This window comes from Colwellia ponticola, from assembly GCF_005885605.1.
GTDB lineage: Bacteria > Pseudomonadota > Gammaproteobacteria > Enterobacterales > Alteromonadaceae > Colwellia > Colwellia ponticola.
Map to the genome: position 1 here is coordinate 513,205 of NZ_SZVP01000001.1, position 17,084 is coordinate 530,288.

The window sequence follows — 17,084 nt, forward strand, 5'->3', positions numbered from 1 at the left end:
ATACCAATCTCACTAACTATGTGATCATTTCTACTGGTTAAAACAACCAACTACTGCGTTATTTATTTTATAATTAGAACAACTAGTTATTAAAATAAATGCCTTGTATTTGGCTATTTTTTCCTGCGTATAAAGTAGATCGCCTAATTAATGAAACTGGTATGAGTCTATATTTCATCAATTTTGTGCTGTTATCAGTTTGCTAATAAGCTCCCAAGGGCGAGTACCTAATAAAAGGCAAAGGCTTACATGCGGCGTTATTGATTTTGACAAGGGAATAACCATTCTCTTCAATCAATGTCTTGCCTCTAAGCCTTTTAATACTCGCTGAGTGGGAAATAACTTAATAGACTTGGTATTAGTAAAAACAGGCTAACGAAAAAAATTCATTAAAAGTTCTTTTCAGTAAATTCAGCTAATGAGCTTCGTTCAACTTCATCAAATATTAGCACACTACCCTTTTCATAATGTCGATAAATATTAACGGCAGCACTAGCGCCTGAGCTAGTTGCAGTGACAAACCTATCATCAATTTGCGCAAGGTTACCCAGTACAATAGTACGACAATTTTTACCGCCTCGACTGAGCATGCCTTTCATCTGTGCCCTAGTCATGTTTTGCGCTTCATCAATAATCAATACCGCATCATCAATAGAGCGTCCTCTAAAATACGCCATCGAGGTAAACTCAATATTGGCCTTATCAATAATATGCTCAACGGTAGCACGAGTACTTTTTTCATCAGCACCATCACTTGAGTGCATTGATATTAAAGCATCAGTAACACCTGCCAATAGCGGTAGAGATTTCTCGGTTAAATCACCGGGTAGAAACCCAGGGTCGTCATCCATAAAATCTCTGCTGCGCACCACCACTATTTTTTTGTATTGCTTGGTTTCAATCACTTGATGTAAACCACTAGCAACCGCTAAAAATGTTTTACCCGATCCCGCTGGGCCAAGTATGATATTTAAATCAAGCTCAGGGTCGGTTAATTGATCTAGAGCGACGGCTTGTCGAGGATTTTTAGGTAGTATGCCCCAAATTTTTTCCTGTTTTCTTTGTAGTAACGTGGTGAAAACATGCTCTTCATTCACTTCTTTTATCTTGCCAATATGACCCACTTCGTCATACCAATACATATTGACTTGCGCTTCATCATTAAAAACATCACGATTAAACCGATATAACTTACCACTCATGGCAAAATCTTTTTCGTCTTCACAGCGATCAAATAAATCGCCAGTAAATGCTTGCACGCCGGTATATAACAAGTCAATATCGCTGACTTGGTTATCTACTAATACGTCTTCAGCATCAACCCCTATAGTACGCGCTTTTAAACGCATATTAATATCGCGACTGACGATAGTGACATTTTTTTGTAACTGGTTTTGTAAATGCAAGGCATAGTTAATAATGCGATTATCGGCATCGCTGCCAATGGCGTGCTTTAATTCTTTGGCAAAATCTAACTGGGTATCAATACCAATAAATAGCTTGCCACGTTTGGCTGTTTCAGTACAAGGTAGCTGAATACCCTGCTCCATTTCTTCACTAGAATGACCATTGATAATATCTTCAAGCATACGAATAACAGCACGAGCATCTTGGCTAACACTTTTATCTAGCCGCTCTTTTAAATTATCTAACTCTTCTAATACCGTTAAACAAATATAAATATCATCACGGTAGGCCAACAAACTCTTAGGATCATGGACTAACGCTGAGGTATCAAATACTCTTGGATTTCTATTGTCATTAACGTTTTTCATTAGGTCGCTCCCAAAAAAGTAAACACTGCATTTAGCACACTGATTTTCTAGTTTCAGTGGCTATATAGATACACTCTATAACGGAGTAAAGGTAGATTAATGTCGACTATGCTGAGCTTTAGTAAGGCTATCAACGAAGCCGTGCTTTTTGCTAAGTTAAGCCTTGCCCACTTCTGCTTTAAAAAAAGTATAGCGCTATTTTTGGCTAATAATAAAAAACAAGAAAGTTGAGAATACACAGGAGGGGGTGCAGTAGTGATGGGGGTTGATGCTAGTTTAGGTAAAGCTTGATTAGCACAACTGAATTGTTTCGTTAACTTTTCAACTGAATTACGCTCATTATTGGTATGCTCTTTAGTCATAAAAATCTCCATGATTTTCTAACACCATAAATGACAAAAAACTATATAAAAAATTATGTTAAGTACTATAAAAAGAACTGTAAATGAAAAAATGCTAATTAATCTTATGCTTAACTACCATAATATCTTAATTATGATGAAGCAAGGGTAATTTTTAATGATTCTGTCTATAATTAAGAGTAACATAGCGGCTTTTTTTTACCGCTAGTTTTAATAGTTAATTAATATTTAGTCAACTCATTAGTGAATCGCTTAATAAGCATATTAACGAGTACTAAGCAATTGTTGGAGAAGTCAGTTTATGCCATTTCAGGTAGGTCAGCGTTGGATCAGTGATAGTGAATCAGCTCAAGGGTTAGGTACAGTCACTGGGGTTGAAAATCGCTTTGTTAATATTATTTTCACGGCAACAGGCGAAGCCCGTAAATACGCTAAAGATAATGCGCCTTTAACGCGTGTTATTTTTAACCAAGGTGACCTTATCCCGAGTCATGAAGGTTGGTCTTTAAAAGTAATATCACACACTGAAGCACACGGTATCATAAGTTATGAAGGTATACGTCAAGACAACAATGAGCACGTCACCTTAAAAGAGGTGATGATAGATCACTTTATTAAGTTTAATAAACCTCACGATCGTTTACTCAATAGCCAAGTTGACCGTTTAGATTGGTTTCGCTTGCGTAAAGATTGTTTGCAGCACCAATACCAACAACAGCAATCTGACTTAACCGGCTTAACCGGTGGTCGCGTTAGTTTAATACCTCATCAATTGTACATTGCCGATGAAGTGGGTAGTCGCTTTGCCCCACGTGTTTTGCTCGCTGATGAAGTGGGTTTAGGTAAGACTATTGAAGCTGGCTTAATTATTCACCAGCAATTAGTGACTGGCCGCGCAAAACGAATTTTAATCATAGTTCCTGAATCGTTAATGCACCAATGGCTAGTTGAAATGCTACGCCGCTTTAACCTTAATTTCAGTATTTTTGATAACGAGCGCTGTGTTGAAACTAGTCGCGATAATTATGTGGATGGCAAAAAAGCCAACCCGTTTAGCTCTGAGCAATTAGTGCTAGTAAACTTAGGGTTTATTACTAATAACCCCGAGTGGTATGAAGCAATCCTAGATGAAGATTGGGATTTAATGGTGGTTGATGAAGCCCATCATTTAAACTGGCAACAAGACAAACCCAGTATTGAATATCAATGTATTGAGCAATTAGCGCAGGTTATTCCAGGAGTCTTATTATTAACCGCGACGCCTGATCAACTTGGTCATGAAAGTCACTTTGCACGTTTGCGTTTATTAGATGCCGATCGCTTTTATGATTATCAAAAATTCATTGAAGAAGAATCTCACTATAGCGATGTTGCTGATGCAGCAAATACTTTAGTTGAGGGCAAAAAGCTGTCTGCAGAACAAGAGGCAACGCTTAGTGGGTTATTAAAAGAAACTAATATTAGTGAGCAACTTAGCCAGCTAAATCAAGTAGATACAAAAGATAACGAGCAATCGGCGCAGGTACGTCAAGTACTGTTAAAGCAATTACTTGATAGACATGGCACAGGCCGTATCTTATTTAGAAACTCACGTAATACTATTAAAGGCTTTCCTGCTCGTCAGCTATTACCAACCGCTTTAGTGATGCCTGAGCAATATCAAGATAATATTAATGATTTTATGCTTAGCGACAGCCCTGAAGCATTAGCTAACTCCAAGCAGGCTAAGTATATATTTACCCCTGAAATGTTACACGGTTTGGAGCAAACGAATGAGCTCTGGACTGACTTTGACCCTAGGGTAGATTATTTGATTGAATTGCTACAGTCGCTAAAAAAAGAAAAAGTCTTAGTGATTTGTGCCAATGCGCAAACAGCCATAGATTTAGAAGCAGCACTACGTATTAAAGAAGGCATTCGCAGCGCTGTTTTCCATGAAGGTTTATCTATTTTTGAACGTGATAAAGCTGCGGCTTACTTTGCGCAAGACGAAGACAGTGCGCAATTATTATTGTGTTCTGAAATAGGTAGTGAAGGACGTAACTTCCAATTTGCTCACCATCTAGTTTTATTTGATTTACCTAGTAACCCTGATTTATTAGAACAACGCATTGGTCGTTTAGACCGTATTGGTCAAACAGAGATCATCCGCATTCATGTTCCTTACTTTGAAGACTCTGCCCAACAATTATTGTTTGATTGGTACCATCAAGGCATGCAAGCCTTTGAGCACACCTGTATTACGGGTAGAGTGGTGTTTGAAACCTTTGGCGAGCAATTACTTGCGCTGGCACTAACCTGCCAACAACAATCAAGTGAAGCAGAAACACTGATCAGTGATAGTTGGCAAAAACACTTAACCATTAAAGCTGAATTGGAGTCTGGCCGAGATAAGTTGTTAGAGCTTAACTCTTCAGGGCAAGGACGTGCCCATGAACTGGTTGAAAAAATTGAGCAAGCTGATAACGATATAGGCTTACCGCAGTTTATGTTTCAAGCCCTTGATGTTTTTGGTGTGCAACAAGATGATAAAGCCGATAATGCTATCGCGTTAAATCCAAGTGAGCATATGCTTAATAGTAACTTCCCTTGCTTACCTGAAGACGGCACAACGGTTACTTTTGATAGAGACACAGCCTTAGTTAATGAAAATTATCAGCTACTGACTTGGGATCATCCTATGGTACGTGGTGTTATGGAAATGGTGTTAACTGATGAGCTTGGTAATGCCAGTATTGGTTTATTAAAAAATGAAGCGTTACCGGTTGGTACTTTCTTTATTGAATGTTTATTCACCGTTGAAGCAACCGCGCCAGCTCATTTACAACTAGGTCGCTATTTACCGACCACACCGATTCGTATTTTAGTCGATAAAAACGGTAATAACTTAGCGGATAAAGTCAGTGAAAATGTGCTTGATAAGCAATTGTCGCCGGTTAAAAAGCAAATGGCATTACAGCTTATTAAAGCGCTTAAATCTCAAATTTCGCCTTTAGTTGAAAAAGCAGAAGCACATGGTGCTCAGCATATTGCCGCTATCCAAGAAAAATCATTAGCAGCTATGCACAAAAAACTATCTGCAGAGCAGCAACGATTAACCGCATTAAAAGCAATTAATCCCAGTGTTCGTCAAGAGGAGATTGACTTTATTAGTCAACAACAAGATGAATTAAGTCATTACATTGATAAAGCACAATTGACCTTTGAAGCGATTCGCATGATAGTAGTTACACACTAATGCTCTATTGGGCAGCTATTATAAACTGCCCGTCTATACATTAATTACCGATGCACCAATTGATAGAGCTACATTCAGCTGAATGTAGCTCTATCATTAATTATGAGAACACCATGAGCGCAAACCCTGATTTTATCTACCTTCCACCTATGTCACCTTATCTTGATATTATTTACCAAGACGATGATATTGTTGTTTTAAATAAAGCCAGTGGTATTCTTAGTGTGCCGGGTCGTTTACCTGAACATCAAGATTGTTTACAAAACCGCGTACAACGTGTTTTACCTAGCGCTACTATCGTCCATAGACTTGATATGGCCACTTCAGGTTTAATTATTATGGCGTTAAACAAATCCGCGCATGTTGCTATTAGTCGTCAATTTGAACAAAGAAAAACCCAAAAGACTTACCTAGCACGTGTTTTAGGTAGTGTTGCGCTAAATGAAGGTAGTGTTGATTTACCCCTGATATGCGATTGGCCAAACAGACCAAAACAAAAAGTAGACCATGAAAACGGTAAGCAATCGTTAACCCATTACCGTGTACTTAATCGTAACCAAAAACAAAGTGACTCTGCAGATGAACAAGCCAGTACTTTAGTAGAACTAACACCTGTTACTGGGCGCTCTCATCAACTAAGAGTCCATATGCTTGCCTTAGGCCACCCTATTTTAGGTGACAGGCTATACGCCCCTAAAGTAGGGTTAGCGATGAGTAATAGATTACAGTTGCATGCTTTAAATTTAAGCTTGTTTCATCCAAAAACAGAGCAGGCTATTAGCTTTCATGCCCCCTGTTCATTTAGCTAATACTATGAAACCTTGCTCGATATAGCTTGGTCAAGCTAATCTATAAAGGAATACCGTCAGATGAAGAGCTCAGTTAACATAAGTAGAGATAGTCTTAATGCAAAAACATTAAAATTATTTATCTGTTCGATAGTATTAATTTGCTCAATATCCCCTAGCTTTGCTGAAGAAAAAAAAGTAGCAACTGCGTTAGAACATACTGAGCAGCCAGCTAAAAAAATTAGCCCTGTCAAAAAGCCTATTTCCTTAACTAAACAACATAAAGATGATCTTACCCATTATTTAAGCGCTGAACAGCTCAAGCCATTATTAGCAGGCCCTGATGATTATTTAACCTTAGTGAAAAAATATACTAGTGCTAACAGTAAAGGGGTGGCAATTTTATTACCCGAATGGCAGCAAGGTGCTACTAATCCAAAAGCTATTAACTATTTACGCAATGCTTTGCCTGCCAAAGGTTGGAGCACTATCGCGATACAGCCAAATAACAAACCTGAGAATTACCCTTCAACGGCAATAACAGTCGAAGAGCAAAAAGCAGAAAATAAAATAGCGTTAGATGATTACAAGAATAAATTAAGCACTATGATGAACGCCATCATGAATACAGCAAAAGAGTACCCTGGTATTGTCTTAGTTATCGCTCAAGGTAATAATGCCGCTTTATTAATAGATTTATACAGTCAAGTAAATAGTCAGCGCCCCAATGCCCTAATAATGCTTAGCGGCTATAGACACAGTAACTATGCTTTTATAGATAGTGTTAATGAAGAATTTGCCAAGCAATTAGCGACTATTGAACTACCTGTGCTTGACCTATACCTGCAACATGATAACCCACTGGTATTAGCGAAAGCGCCACAAAGAAAGGCACTGGCCAAACAAGAAATGAAAGTGTATTACCGCCAGCGCCAATTAAATAATACCGTCACCAGCTATTACCCTGAAGTACCCCTGTTGAGCCAAATTAATGGTTGGCTCAAAACGATTGGTTGGTAACAGCAGCCCTCAAACAACAAGTGTGTTTTTGAATAGTTCATTATTCTTTGTTGTGCTTAACAATAAACTCATAAGCCGATTGAATATCTTGGGTTTTTTGCTTAGCACTTTCCATCATTTCTGGTGGTAAACCCTTAGCAATTAACTTATCAGGATGATGCTGAGACATTAATTTTCTATAGGCTTTTTTAATAGCGCTTGTGCTAGCATCTTTATCAATACCTAACACTTTATAAGCATTATCAAGTTGTTGACCACTAGAGAATGTCCCCGCTCCTTGCTGCCTATAACCACCAGACTGCTGTTGATGGAAGTTAGTACCGGCTATAATCATTTCTAACAAATTATCAAGCTCAGCTGCCGAATAACCTAACAATTTTGCGATGGTATGCAAAACTGAGCGTTCGGCATCATCTAATTCACCGTCACTAAAGGCCACTTGAATTTGTATTTCTAAAAACATTAATAATAAATCATGTCGATTACCCATCAAGCGCTTAAATTTAACTAACCGATCTTGAAGCGGAAACCCTGACGATTTACCTTCACGAAAAGCATCTTGTGCTTGTTGACGTAAATCACTGCTCAAACCTAACTTGTCCATATAGGTGCTAGCAAAGGCTATTTCGTGACTGGTCACCTTCCCTTTTGCTTTAGCAACATGACCCATGACTGAAAAAGTAGTATAGAAAAAGGCCGCTTGTCTAGAGATTTCATCTTCTTTACCGCCAACCATGCCATTAAAATTAAACGCACGACCACGGTCAAATAAATGTCCAAGCCACAGACCAAGTAAAGCGCCAAACAAGTTTTTACTGAGCATAAAGCCAAATAAAAAACCTAAAATTTTACCCCAAATATGCATGTTTTTGAATATTCCTTAAAATAATATCTATGGTCATTACCATTGAAAAGTACAATATTTCAGTCTGTATAGATTGAACCTAAAGTTGAACGATGAAGAAGAATTTAGCGCAACGACAGAAATTGCTATATCATAAAGCAATTAGCCGTTAAAATACTTGATTATCGCTATAAAAATAATTTATCAATTTTACCATTTTCGGATAATAAATGCTTTTTTCCCGTACATTGAGTTTTACCTTAGTCGCACTTTTAGTTAGTTTTATAAAAGTTGTCCACGCTAATGACGAAATAAATGAACAATCTTCTGAAACAAGAGTAATGATGTGTCCGTTACCTGTGTTTGATGATATTGCCTTAAATATTCCCAAAGTAATTGATAGTAGTATCCGTATATCCTCTTTACAAGCAAGCATAAAACAAGACCAAGATGCTGTTTTTAGTGGCTCTGTGCTTATGGTCGATAAAGCCCAAAAAATCATGGCAGACCAACTTTCTTTTAACCGTTTAAAGATGCAAATAGAAGCCATAGGTAATATTCATTACCAAGGTAAGCAAATCAATATATTTGCTAATACACTCAGTGCAAGTAAAACAGATAGCTCAACAAAAATGACCGAAGCGTCATACCAACTTGACGGTAACCCTGGTCATGGTACTGCAGCAGAGCTCTCTATTAACAGTCAAGGTATGCTGAGCTTAGTCGATTCTACCTTTACTACCTGCTTACAGGAAACCCCTGATTGGCAAATAAAAGCTGCTGAAATAAACCTTTCTTCAAATGGTGATTTTGGTGAAGCTTATCATGCACAGTTAAGGCTATTAGATGTCCCCGTTCTTTATGTGCCCTACTTCTCTTTTCCTATATCTAAAGCGCGTTTAACCGGTTTTCTCTACCCTGAAATAAGTTCATCAACTAATTTAGGTGTCGAGTTCAATGCCCCTTTTTATTGGAATATTGCCGAAAACTACGATGCGACTATTACACCACGTTACATGTCTAAACGTGGTACACAATTACAAACCGAATTTCGCTACTTAGTCGATCAACAAGCCGGCCAAATAGACCTTGAATATCTAGATAATGACAAACAAATAAAAGCTAATGACGACGCACGTTATTTAGCGCGTTTTCAACATGTGGGTACTTTTTCTGACGATTTTAGAGCTTATATAGATTACACCACTATTAGTGATGAAAATTATTTAGTGGATATAGGTAGTAAACAATATAACGCCAATGATGCTTATCTTTATCAAACAGGTGAGTTGGCTTATTTTGGCGAACAGTGGCAAGCAACCGTGCAGCTACAAAGTTTTGAAGTACTTGGTGATCACCAGCCTAGCTATAAAACTTTACCGCATATTCAATTATCAGCCCAACAGCCATTAAACTTTTTAGCTGGGCAATTTGAACTCTATTCTGAAATGACCAATTTTCAAGCGGCAGAGAAAGATCAAGTTGAAGCGAGCCGTTATCACGTTGAAGCAGGGGTTACCTTCCCTATTGTTCGACCTGCTTGGTTTGTAAACTCTGAAATAAAGTTAATGCATACTTATTATCAACAAAGCAATATTACTGTAGGTAGTGCCTTAGAAGAAACGGTAGAAAGGACCTTGCCGAAAGTACGTATCCATGCAGGCATTAATTTTGACAGGCAACTACTTGCCTTTGGCAATAATTACCGTCATACCTTAGAACCACAGTTACAATATCTTTATGTACCAGAAAAAGATCAATCCGCTATTGGTTTATATGATACAACTGTATTGCAAGATGATTTTCACGGTATTTTTCGAGACTCACGCTATAGTGGTTTAGATAGAATATCTGGTGCCAACCAATATACCTGGGGGATTACCAGTAGATTACTTAATGAAGATAATCTAGAGATAATTCGCCTCAGCTTAGGGCGAATTCAATATATTAATGATAACAACACTGATCTTGCCAATGATGCTTTGTTAATTGATAATGGCACCACCAATGATAAGCAGTCATCTGTTGCCGCCGATTTATTTTATCGCATTAATCATCAATGGCAGGTTAGTGGTGATATTCAATACAACACCCTAGAAAGCTTTACCAATAAGGGGCAAGTCAATATTGATTATCAAATTAATAAATATAATCTCGTACAGTTGAACCATCGTTATACGCGTAATGTCTCAGGAGATAGCTTAGAACAAGTTTCATTATTAACAAGTTTTGCTATTAACGATAACTGGGCATTTGTCGGACGTTTAACGCAAGACTTACAACAAGATGAAAATTTAGAGTCTTATGCTGGCTTTCAATATGAAAGTTGTTGTTGGGCAGTGCAAATTGCGTATCACCGGAATATAAACTCTAATTTAGATCCTGCCAGCTTTGTTAGCGAAGACCGTAATGAATTTGATACCGGTGTTAGTATCAAGTTAATTATTAAGGGCTTAGACGGCAAGCAATCAGCCATAGGTACTCAAGATATGTTTAATAAGAGTATATTTGGTTATAAACGTCCCTATTATTTACAAAACTAGCTACTCACAGAATTAGTGTCCTAGACAATATTAAGCATATAAAACAAGATATCAAAATATGAAACATAGAATTAAAGCAATACTGTTAGCCTCTAGTCTTATCGTTACCACAATGACCTCAGTACAAGCAAAGGAAGTGTTGCTTGATAGAGTTGCCGCTATTGTTAACAGCGGTGTAGTTCTTGAATCTGAAGTAAACGACTTACTTACTAACATCAAACAGCAAGCTAAAAAGAATAATCAAAGCTTACCTTCTGATAGCGCCCTGCGCGTGCAAGTAATGGATAAACTTATTAATGATAACCTACTTAGCCAAATTGGTCAGCGTATGGGGATTCAAATTAGTGATGCGCAACTTGACCAGACCTTAAATAACATGGCCAAAGAAGACCAACTTACCTTGGCTCAATTTCGCCAGCAAATTATCGATGCCGGTGGTAATTATGAAAAATACCGTGAAAGTGTGCGCATAGAGCTTATTTCAGGTGAAGTGAGTCGCAATAGTGTTAGACGCCGAATTTTTGTTTCGCCACAAGAAGTACAAAACTTACTCAGGGTAATGAAAGAGCAAAGTACGAATAATGTCGAATATAATTTAGGACATATTTTAATAGAGTTTCCAGCTGACGCGAGCCAAGCAGACTTAGACGCCGCGAAAACGCGTGCTAATAAAGTAGTCGAATTATTAAATGATGGCTCAGACTTTGCTAAAATTGCCATCACTTCATCCGGCGATGCTAACGCGTTAAAGGGCGGTGATTTAGGTTGGAAAAACATTAATGAAATGCCAACTCTCTTCTCCGAGTTAATTAATGAACAACCTAAAGGTAGCGTAGTTGGCCCAATACGCACAGGTTTAGGCTACAGCATAGTTAAAGTGTTAGATATTCGTGGCAGAAAAGTCGTTGAAGTTGAAGAGGTCAAAGCGAGCCACATATTAATTAAACCCTCTATTATTTTAAGTGACGAAAAAGCACAAGCATTATTGCAAAGCTTTTTAGATAAAATAAATGCGGGTGAAGCAACATTTGCAGAGTTAGCAAAAGAGCATTCCCAAGGTCCAACGTCTGTGCGTGGTGGTGACTTAGGTTGGGCAGACCCAACCAGTTATGACCCTGCCTTTAAAGATGCACTAGCAACCATGAAAAAAGGTGAATATCATAAACCATTCCGCTCTTCCTTTGGCTGGCATATTATCCAGTTAGAAGATCGTCGTATGGTTGATGCTACTTCACAAATGAATGAAAACCGGGCTTATCAAATTCTCTTTAACCGTAAATACGGTATGGAGAGTACTCGATGGTTAAAAGAAACTCGCGATGAAGCCTATATTGAAATATTTGAACAGGATAAAAAGTAATGACATTACGAATAGCAATTACACCCGGTGAACCAGCTGGTATCGGCCCAGACTTAGTCATTACAATTGCACAGCAAGCCTGGCCCGTTGAAATGGTTGTTATTGCTTCTAAAGCTTTATTACAAGAAAGAGCAACTGCGCTTTCTTTACCACTAACGCTAATAGACTATGATAAAAACACGCCTGCTAAAGCACAGCAAGCGGCTACATTAACTGTTATTGATGTGGAACTAGGACAGCCTTGTATTGCTGGCACACTAGACCCTGCCAATGGTGCCTATGTGGTAGAAACATTAAGAATTGCCAGTGAAAAAAACATTTCTGGTGAATTTGATGCTGTTGTGACAGGCCCTGTACACAAAGGTCTAATTAACAAAGCCGGTATTGCTTTTAGTGGCCATACTGAATATTTTGCTAGCCAAGCCAATTGCTCTGATGTAGTGATGATGCTTGCTACTGAAGGTCTTCGAGTCGCCTTAGTCACTACCCATATTCCACTGGCATATGTATCAAAAGCCATTACTTATGAACGCTTACAAAAAATCACTCGAATTTTACATCACGATTTACAAAAGAAGTTTGGCATCGAATCACCCACTATTTATGCGTGTGGTATCAACCCACATGCGGGTGAAGATGGCCACCTTGGCCGTGAAGAAATAGAAGTGATGGAGCCAGCATTTACCGAACTGCGCGCTGAAGGCATAAATATTATTGGTCCTTTGCCTGCTGATACTATTTTTCAAGAGAAGTATTTGGTTGAAGCCGATGCTATTTTAGCTATGTATCATGACCAAGGCCTGCCCGTATTAAAATATAAAGGCTTTGGCTCTTCCGTCAATATCACCTTAGGTTTACCGTTTGTTCGTACCTCAGTTGACCACGGTACCGCTCTAGATCTTGCTGGTACGGGTACCGCTGACTCTGGTAGTTTTATTGAAGCCATAAATAATGCTATTAACTTAGCGAGCAATAAAGCTTAGCTAGTAATAAATAGTTTAATAAAGAAGTAGTTATGAACGACAAAAAACATTTAGGTCACCAAGCGAAAAAACGCTTCGGACAGAACTTTCTCCATAATGATGCGGTTATCAGCGATATAGTTGATGCCATTAATCCTGAGCCAGGTGAAAATTTAGTAGAAATAGGCCCTGGTTTAGGCGCCTTAACAGAGCCTGTTATTGAACGCGCAGGTAAATTATCTGTAGTAGAGTTAGATAGAGATCTCGCCCATAGGCTTCGTCACCACCCTTTTTTGGCTAAAGACTTAACTATCTATGAAACCGATGCCCTAAAGTTTGACTTCGCACAATTGGTTAGCGAAGACAAACCTTTACGTATATTTGGTAATTTACCCTACAATATTTCAACACCACTTATTTTTCACTTGTTAACCTTTAAAGATAAAGTGAAAGATATGCACTTTATGCTACAAAAAGAAGTGGTAGAGCGCATGGCTGCAGGACCTCACTGTAAAGCCTATGGTCGTTTATCTATTATGACCCAATATCAGTGTCAGGTATTTCCAGTAATGGAAATAGGTCCTGAAGCTTTTAAACCAGCGCCAAAAGTAGATTCGGCGATAGTACGCTTAGTTCCTCATGCGCATATTGCCAACCCAGTAAAAGACATCAACGCTCTTAATACCGTTTGTTTGGCGGCATTTAATCAGCGTAGAAAAACTATACGTAATACCTTTAAAAAGTTAATTAGTGAAGCACAGCTCGATGAATTAAATATTGATGCTAATTTACGTCCAGAAAATTTAACGCTTGATGAATATATAAAACTGGCCAATTTTATTGTCGATAATCCGCCTGAAGCTGCACCAGTAAAGGAAAAAAGGCGTATGTCAAAAAATAAAAAGCCTCAAGATGACGTTCAAAGTGATGATATAAACTTACGTGAGGTTTCTGCACCCGACGCAGAATAATTGATGGCTACTTATTTAGTTGGGGATATTCAAGGCTGCTATAACGAGCTAGCCGCCTTATTATCACACGTAAACTTTAACAGTAAACATGACACCCTCTATTTAGCGGGCGACCTAGTCGCTCGCGGTCCAAACTCTCTTGAAACTCTTCGCTTCGTTAAATCCTTGGGTAACAGCGCTAAAGTCGTATTAGGAAATCACGACTTACATTTATTAGCGGTGCACGCGGGCATCAAAAAGGCGAAGAAGTCAGACCGCCTATCTGCATTGCTAACGGCGCCAGATATAAATGAACTAATGGATTGGTTAGCAGCCCAACCTTTATTACAAAAAATAATCGATAACCCCACTGATCCAACTCATACCAATATTGCAAAAGAAAATTATGCTTATATGAGTCATGCTGGTATTTCACCACAGTGGCAGCTCGCTGATGCAATAGCACAAGCCAAAATCATTCAAACTAAGCTCGCAAGTAATGAGCGAAAAACATGGTTAGCGTTAATGTATGGTGAACAACCAAACAGCTGGCATAACGCCCATACTGAGGTTGAAAAATTTCGTTATAGTATTAATGCCTTTACCCGTATGCGTTTTTGTTTTAGCGACGGCTCACTAGAGTTTACTCATAAAGGTTCACCTAAAAGCCTTATATCTACTGACAACGTTATGCCTTGGTATGAGTTATCGGCAACGATTAATAATACTGCTTGGGTATTTGGTCACTGGGCTGCACTAATGGGAAACACATCACATCACAATATTTACCCACTCGATACCGGTTGTGTCTGGGGTAATCAATTAACCATGCTACGCTGGCATGATAAAAAATATTTCAAACAAGCTGCACTAACAATTGATTAACATAAGTTATTCATATAGCTAATAAAAACGACTTTATAAAAAAGCGTATAAAACATCATCAGCAATTTTTACTCTATTTTTTCGCTCAACATCATAAAAAACCAGCACAATTAACTGTTTTCTCTTCACGCACAGTGATAACCTCATCTGGTATTTAGAGACAATTAATACCAATTTGATTAAATTTATCCCCTAATCAGCGCTGTATTAGCGAACTTGGTATAACGTGTTAACGAAGCAATAGCCGACTATATGGGTGAGTTTAATGAATTTAACTGTAGCTGCAAAAATAATGGGTGGCTTTGCTATCATCTCGCTTTTACTCATAGCCACGAGCGTAATATCGCTATTTAATTTAAACAGCATTAGTGAATCAACCCAGCAACAGAACACGCTAGCGATTCCAATGCTTAAAGCCAGTAATAAGCTTGCCCTTGAACTCAGCCAAATGAGTAACTTGACATTAAAAGGTTATTATCAAACTGATCTTGCCCAACTCGCTACGGAACTAAAAGAGTATAAAAATATAGAGCTGCTATTTACACAACAGCTCTCTTCATTAAAAAAAATTGTTGCCGCTGAACAAAAACTATCAACGAACTTAACACAAGTAGATGAGCTTTATGTTAACTTTCATAACGCAAGTATCGATTTATTTAGTCACCATAAAACCAGTATTGAACAACAACAGTTATTAACCGAAAAGGTTAGTCTGTTAGAAAAAAAGGTAGATGATACTATTATGTTGTTGTTGGATTTAGCAGATAATGAACTCGCTGCTACCAAGCTACAGCGTGCCATTAACTTAAGTGATTACTTAGAAAGCCAATTAAACTCTATTGTTACTTCCTCACTAGAATATCGCAATATAGTCGATGAAAACACCGCTGACTTTATCGGCAGTGAACTCACTCGAAGCCTTAGTGATGCAAAGCTTTCGGTCAATAATATCATTGTAGAGTTAGACATACTCGGCATTACTGACCTCTCAACACAAGTTGCTTCAGACTTCAAAGCAATACAAGCTATTTTATCAGAAGAAAAAGGTTTAATAGCGCATAAAAACAAACAATTAACATCTAACCAGCAAGCCGCTACCTTATTAATGACAGCGGAGCAGTTCGCTCAGAAAATGAATAATATATTAGATAAACAAATTGAACTCGCTAACCAAACAACGGTTATGTCAAGTCAACGCATTAAAACATCTGTCAATGATGGCAGCACCCAAACCACGGTTATTATGGTGGTATCTATTTTCTTAGCCTTAATCATCGCTCGCATTACCCTTATTGGTATTACCCGTCCCTTAGCGCGCGTAAATGAAATGCTCAGTATTGTTGCTTCTGGAGATCTGTCAATGAAACTCGATGAAAGCGGTAAAGATGAATTCGCTCAGCTATCAAAAAATTGTAATTTATTAATAGAGAGTTTACGTAATCTCATTGAAAGCATAGTCAACCGCTCAGCACAGCTCGCTGCTGCTGCTGAGCAAACCTCTGCTGTAACAGCCCAAAGTACTATTGCTATTGAAGAACAACGTAACCAAGTAGAGCAAGCCGCCTCGGCAACCACTCAAATGAGCAACACGTCACAAAGTGTACTTTCTAGTGCCAACGATGCATTAAGTGAAATTAAACATGCCGATGAAGAAGCTGAACGAGTAAAAGACATTTCGGTTAGAAACCGTCAAACCATTGAGTTACTGGCTAACGAAGTGGATTCTGCGGCACAAGTTATTAATCAATTACAACAAGACAGTGCTTCAATAGGTGGCATATTAGATGTGATTCGAGGCATTGCTGAGCAAACGAATTTATTGGCATTAAATGCGGCCATTGAAGCGGCCCGTGCCGGTGAGCAAGGTAGAGGTTTCGCCGTTGTTGCCGATGAAGTGCGTACCCTAGCCAGCAGAACACAAGCATCAACATCTGAAATTCAAGCCATGATTGAATCATTACAAACAGGCGCTGGTAAAGCGGTTGTGGTAATGGATGCTGGTAAATCTAAAGCGGTTGAGTGCGTTGATCAAAGTCAGGAGGCTGATCAAGCACTAGCAACCATTACTCACGCCGTACATCAAGCATTTGATCGCAGCTCTCAAATAGCAAACGCTGCTGAAGAGCAAAGTGTCGTTGCCCATGAAATTAGTGAGAACCTTGAGTCGATTGTCACCATTGCCGAACAAACCACTACAGGAGCACAACAAACAGCCTCCTCAAGTAGTAAAGTTGCCTCTTTAGCTGAGGAATTACAACGCTCTGTTCGAGAGTTTAAACTATAGCCCCAAAGGTCATATAGGTAATTACCACTAACGACTAGTGACTACTTTTGACTTAATGACGAGTTATAGTTGA

Annotated in this window: 11 protein-coding genes; 9 read left to right on the forward strand and 2 right to left on the reverse strand. The window is 38.5% G+C overall.

Annotated elements, in window-relative coordinates; genetic code table 11:
- Window positions 1-389: 389 nt before the first annotated feature.
- The gene (locus FCS21_RS02135) at window positions 390-1,775 is read right to left on the reverse strand and encodes a PhoH family protein (RefSeq protein ID WP_138620319.1); all 1,386 of its coding nucleotides are present in this window, start codon (window positions 1,773-1,775) and stop codon (window positions 390-392) included.
- A gap of 663 nt (window positions 1,776-2,438) precedes the next feature.
- On the opposite strand from FCS21_RS02135, the gene rapA reads away from it, so the two are divergent.
- From rapA to FCS21_RS02150, 3 genes are all read left to right on the forward strand, one after another.
- A complete protein-coding gene (gene rapA / locus FCS21_RS02140; protein ID WP_138620320.1) occupies window positions 2,439-5,375 on the forward strand; it encodes an RNA polymerase-associated protein RapA in 2,937 nt (978 codons plus the stop codon).
- Window positions 5,376-5,488: 113 nt separating this feature from the next.
- Window positions 5,489-6,184, forward strand: a complete 696-nt coding sequence (locus FCS21_RS02145) for a pseudouridine synthase (protein ID WP_138620321.1) — start codon at window positions 5,489-5,491, stop codon at window positions 6,182-6,184.
- Window positions 6,185-6,244: 60 nt separating this feature from the next.
- A complete protein-coding gene (locus FCS21_RS02150; RefSeq protein ID WP_138620322.1) occupies window positions 6,245-7,183 on the forward strand; it encodes a DUF3530 family protein in 939 nt (312 codons plus the stop codon).
- A 40-nt stretch (window positions 7,184-7,223) separates the two neighbouring features.
- Here FCS21_RS02150 and djlA read toward each other — a convergent pair whose 3' ends face one another.
- The gene (gene djlA / locus FCS21_RS02155) at window positions 7,224-8,048 is read right to left on the reverse strand and encodes a co-chaperone DjlA (RefSeq protein ID WP_138620323.1); all 825 of its coding nucleotides are present in this window, start codon (window positions 8,046-8,048) and stop codon (window positions 7,224-7,226) included.
- A gap of 209 nt (window positions 8,049-8,257) precedes the next feature.
- On the opposite strand from djlA, the gene FCS21_RS02160 reads away from it, so the two are divergent.
- From FCS21_RS02160 to FCS21_RS02185, 6 genes are all read left to right on the forward strand, one after another.
- Entirely contained in the window at window positions 8,258-10,570 is a 2,313-nt protein-coding gene (locus tag FCS21_RS02160) for an LPS-assembly protein LptD (protein WP_138620324.1), read from the forward strand.
- A 58-nt stretch (window positions 10,571-10,628) separates the two neighbouring features.
- Window positions 10,629-11,930 carry a peptidylprolyl isomerase SurA gene (gene surA, locus FCS21_RS02165; RefSeq protein ID WP_138620325.1) on the forward strand — a complete coding sequence of 434 codons (1,302 nt, stop codon included), beginning with the start codon at window positions 10,629-10,631 and terminating at the stop codon, window positions 11,928-11,930.
- Window positions 11,930-12,913, forward strand: a complete 984-nt coding sequence (gene pdxA, locus FCS21_RS02170; protein ID WP_138620326.1) for a 4-hydroxythreonine-4-phosphate dehydrogenase PdxA — start codon at window positions 11,930-11,932, stop codon at window positions 12,911-12,913. Before surA ends, pdxA begins: the two co-directional genes overlap by 1 nt.
- Window positions 12,914-12,945: 32 nt before the next feature.
- On the forward strand, window positions 12,946-13,863 hold the full coding sequence (gene rsmA, locus FCS21_RS02175; protein WP_246046952.1) for a 16S rRNA (adenine(1518)-N(6)/adenine(1519)-N(6))-dimethyltransferase RsmA: 918 nt from the start codon (window positions 12,946-12,948) through the stop codon (window positions 13,861-13,863).
- Between the two features lie 3 nt (window positions 13,864-13,866).
- A complete protein-coding gene (locus FCS21_RS02180; RefSeq protein ID WP_138620327.1) occupies window positions 13,867-14,727 on the forward strand; it encodes a symmetrical bis(5'-nucleosyl)-tetraphosphatase in 861 nt (286 codons plus the stop codon).
- A 265-nt stretch (window positions 14,728-14,992) separates the two neighbouring features.
- Window positions 14,993-17,011, forward strand: coding sequence for a methyl-accepting chemotaxis protein (locus FCS21_RS02185; RefSeq protein ID WP_138620328.1), 2,019 nt, complete (start codon window positions 14,993-14,995; stop codon window positions 17,009-17,011).
- The last annotated feature ends 73 nt before the right edge of the window (window positions 17,012-17,084 follow it).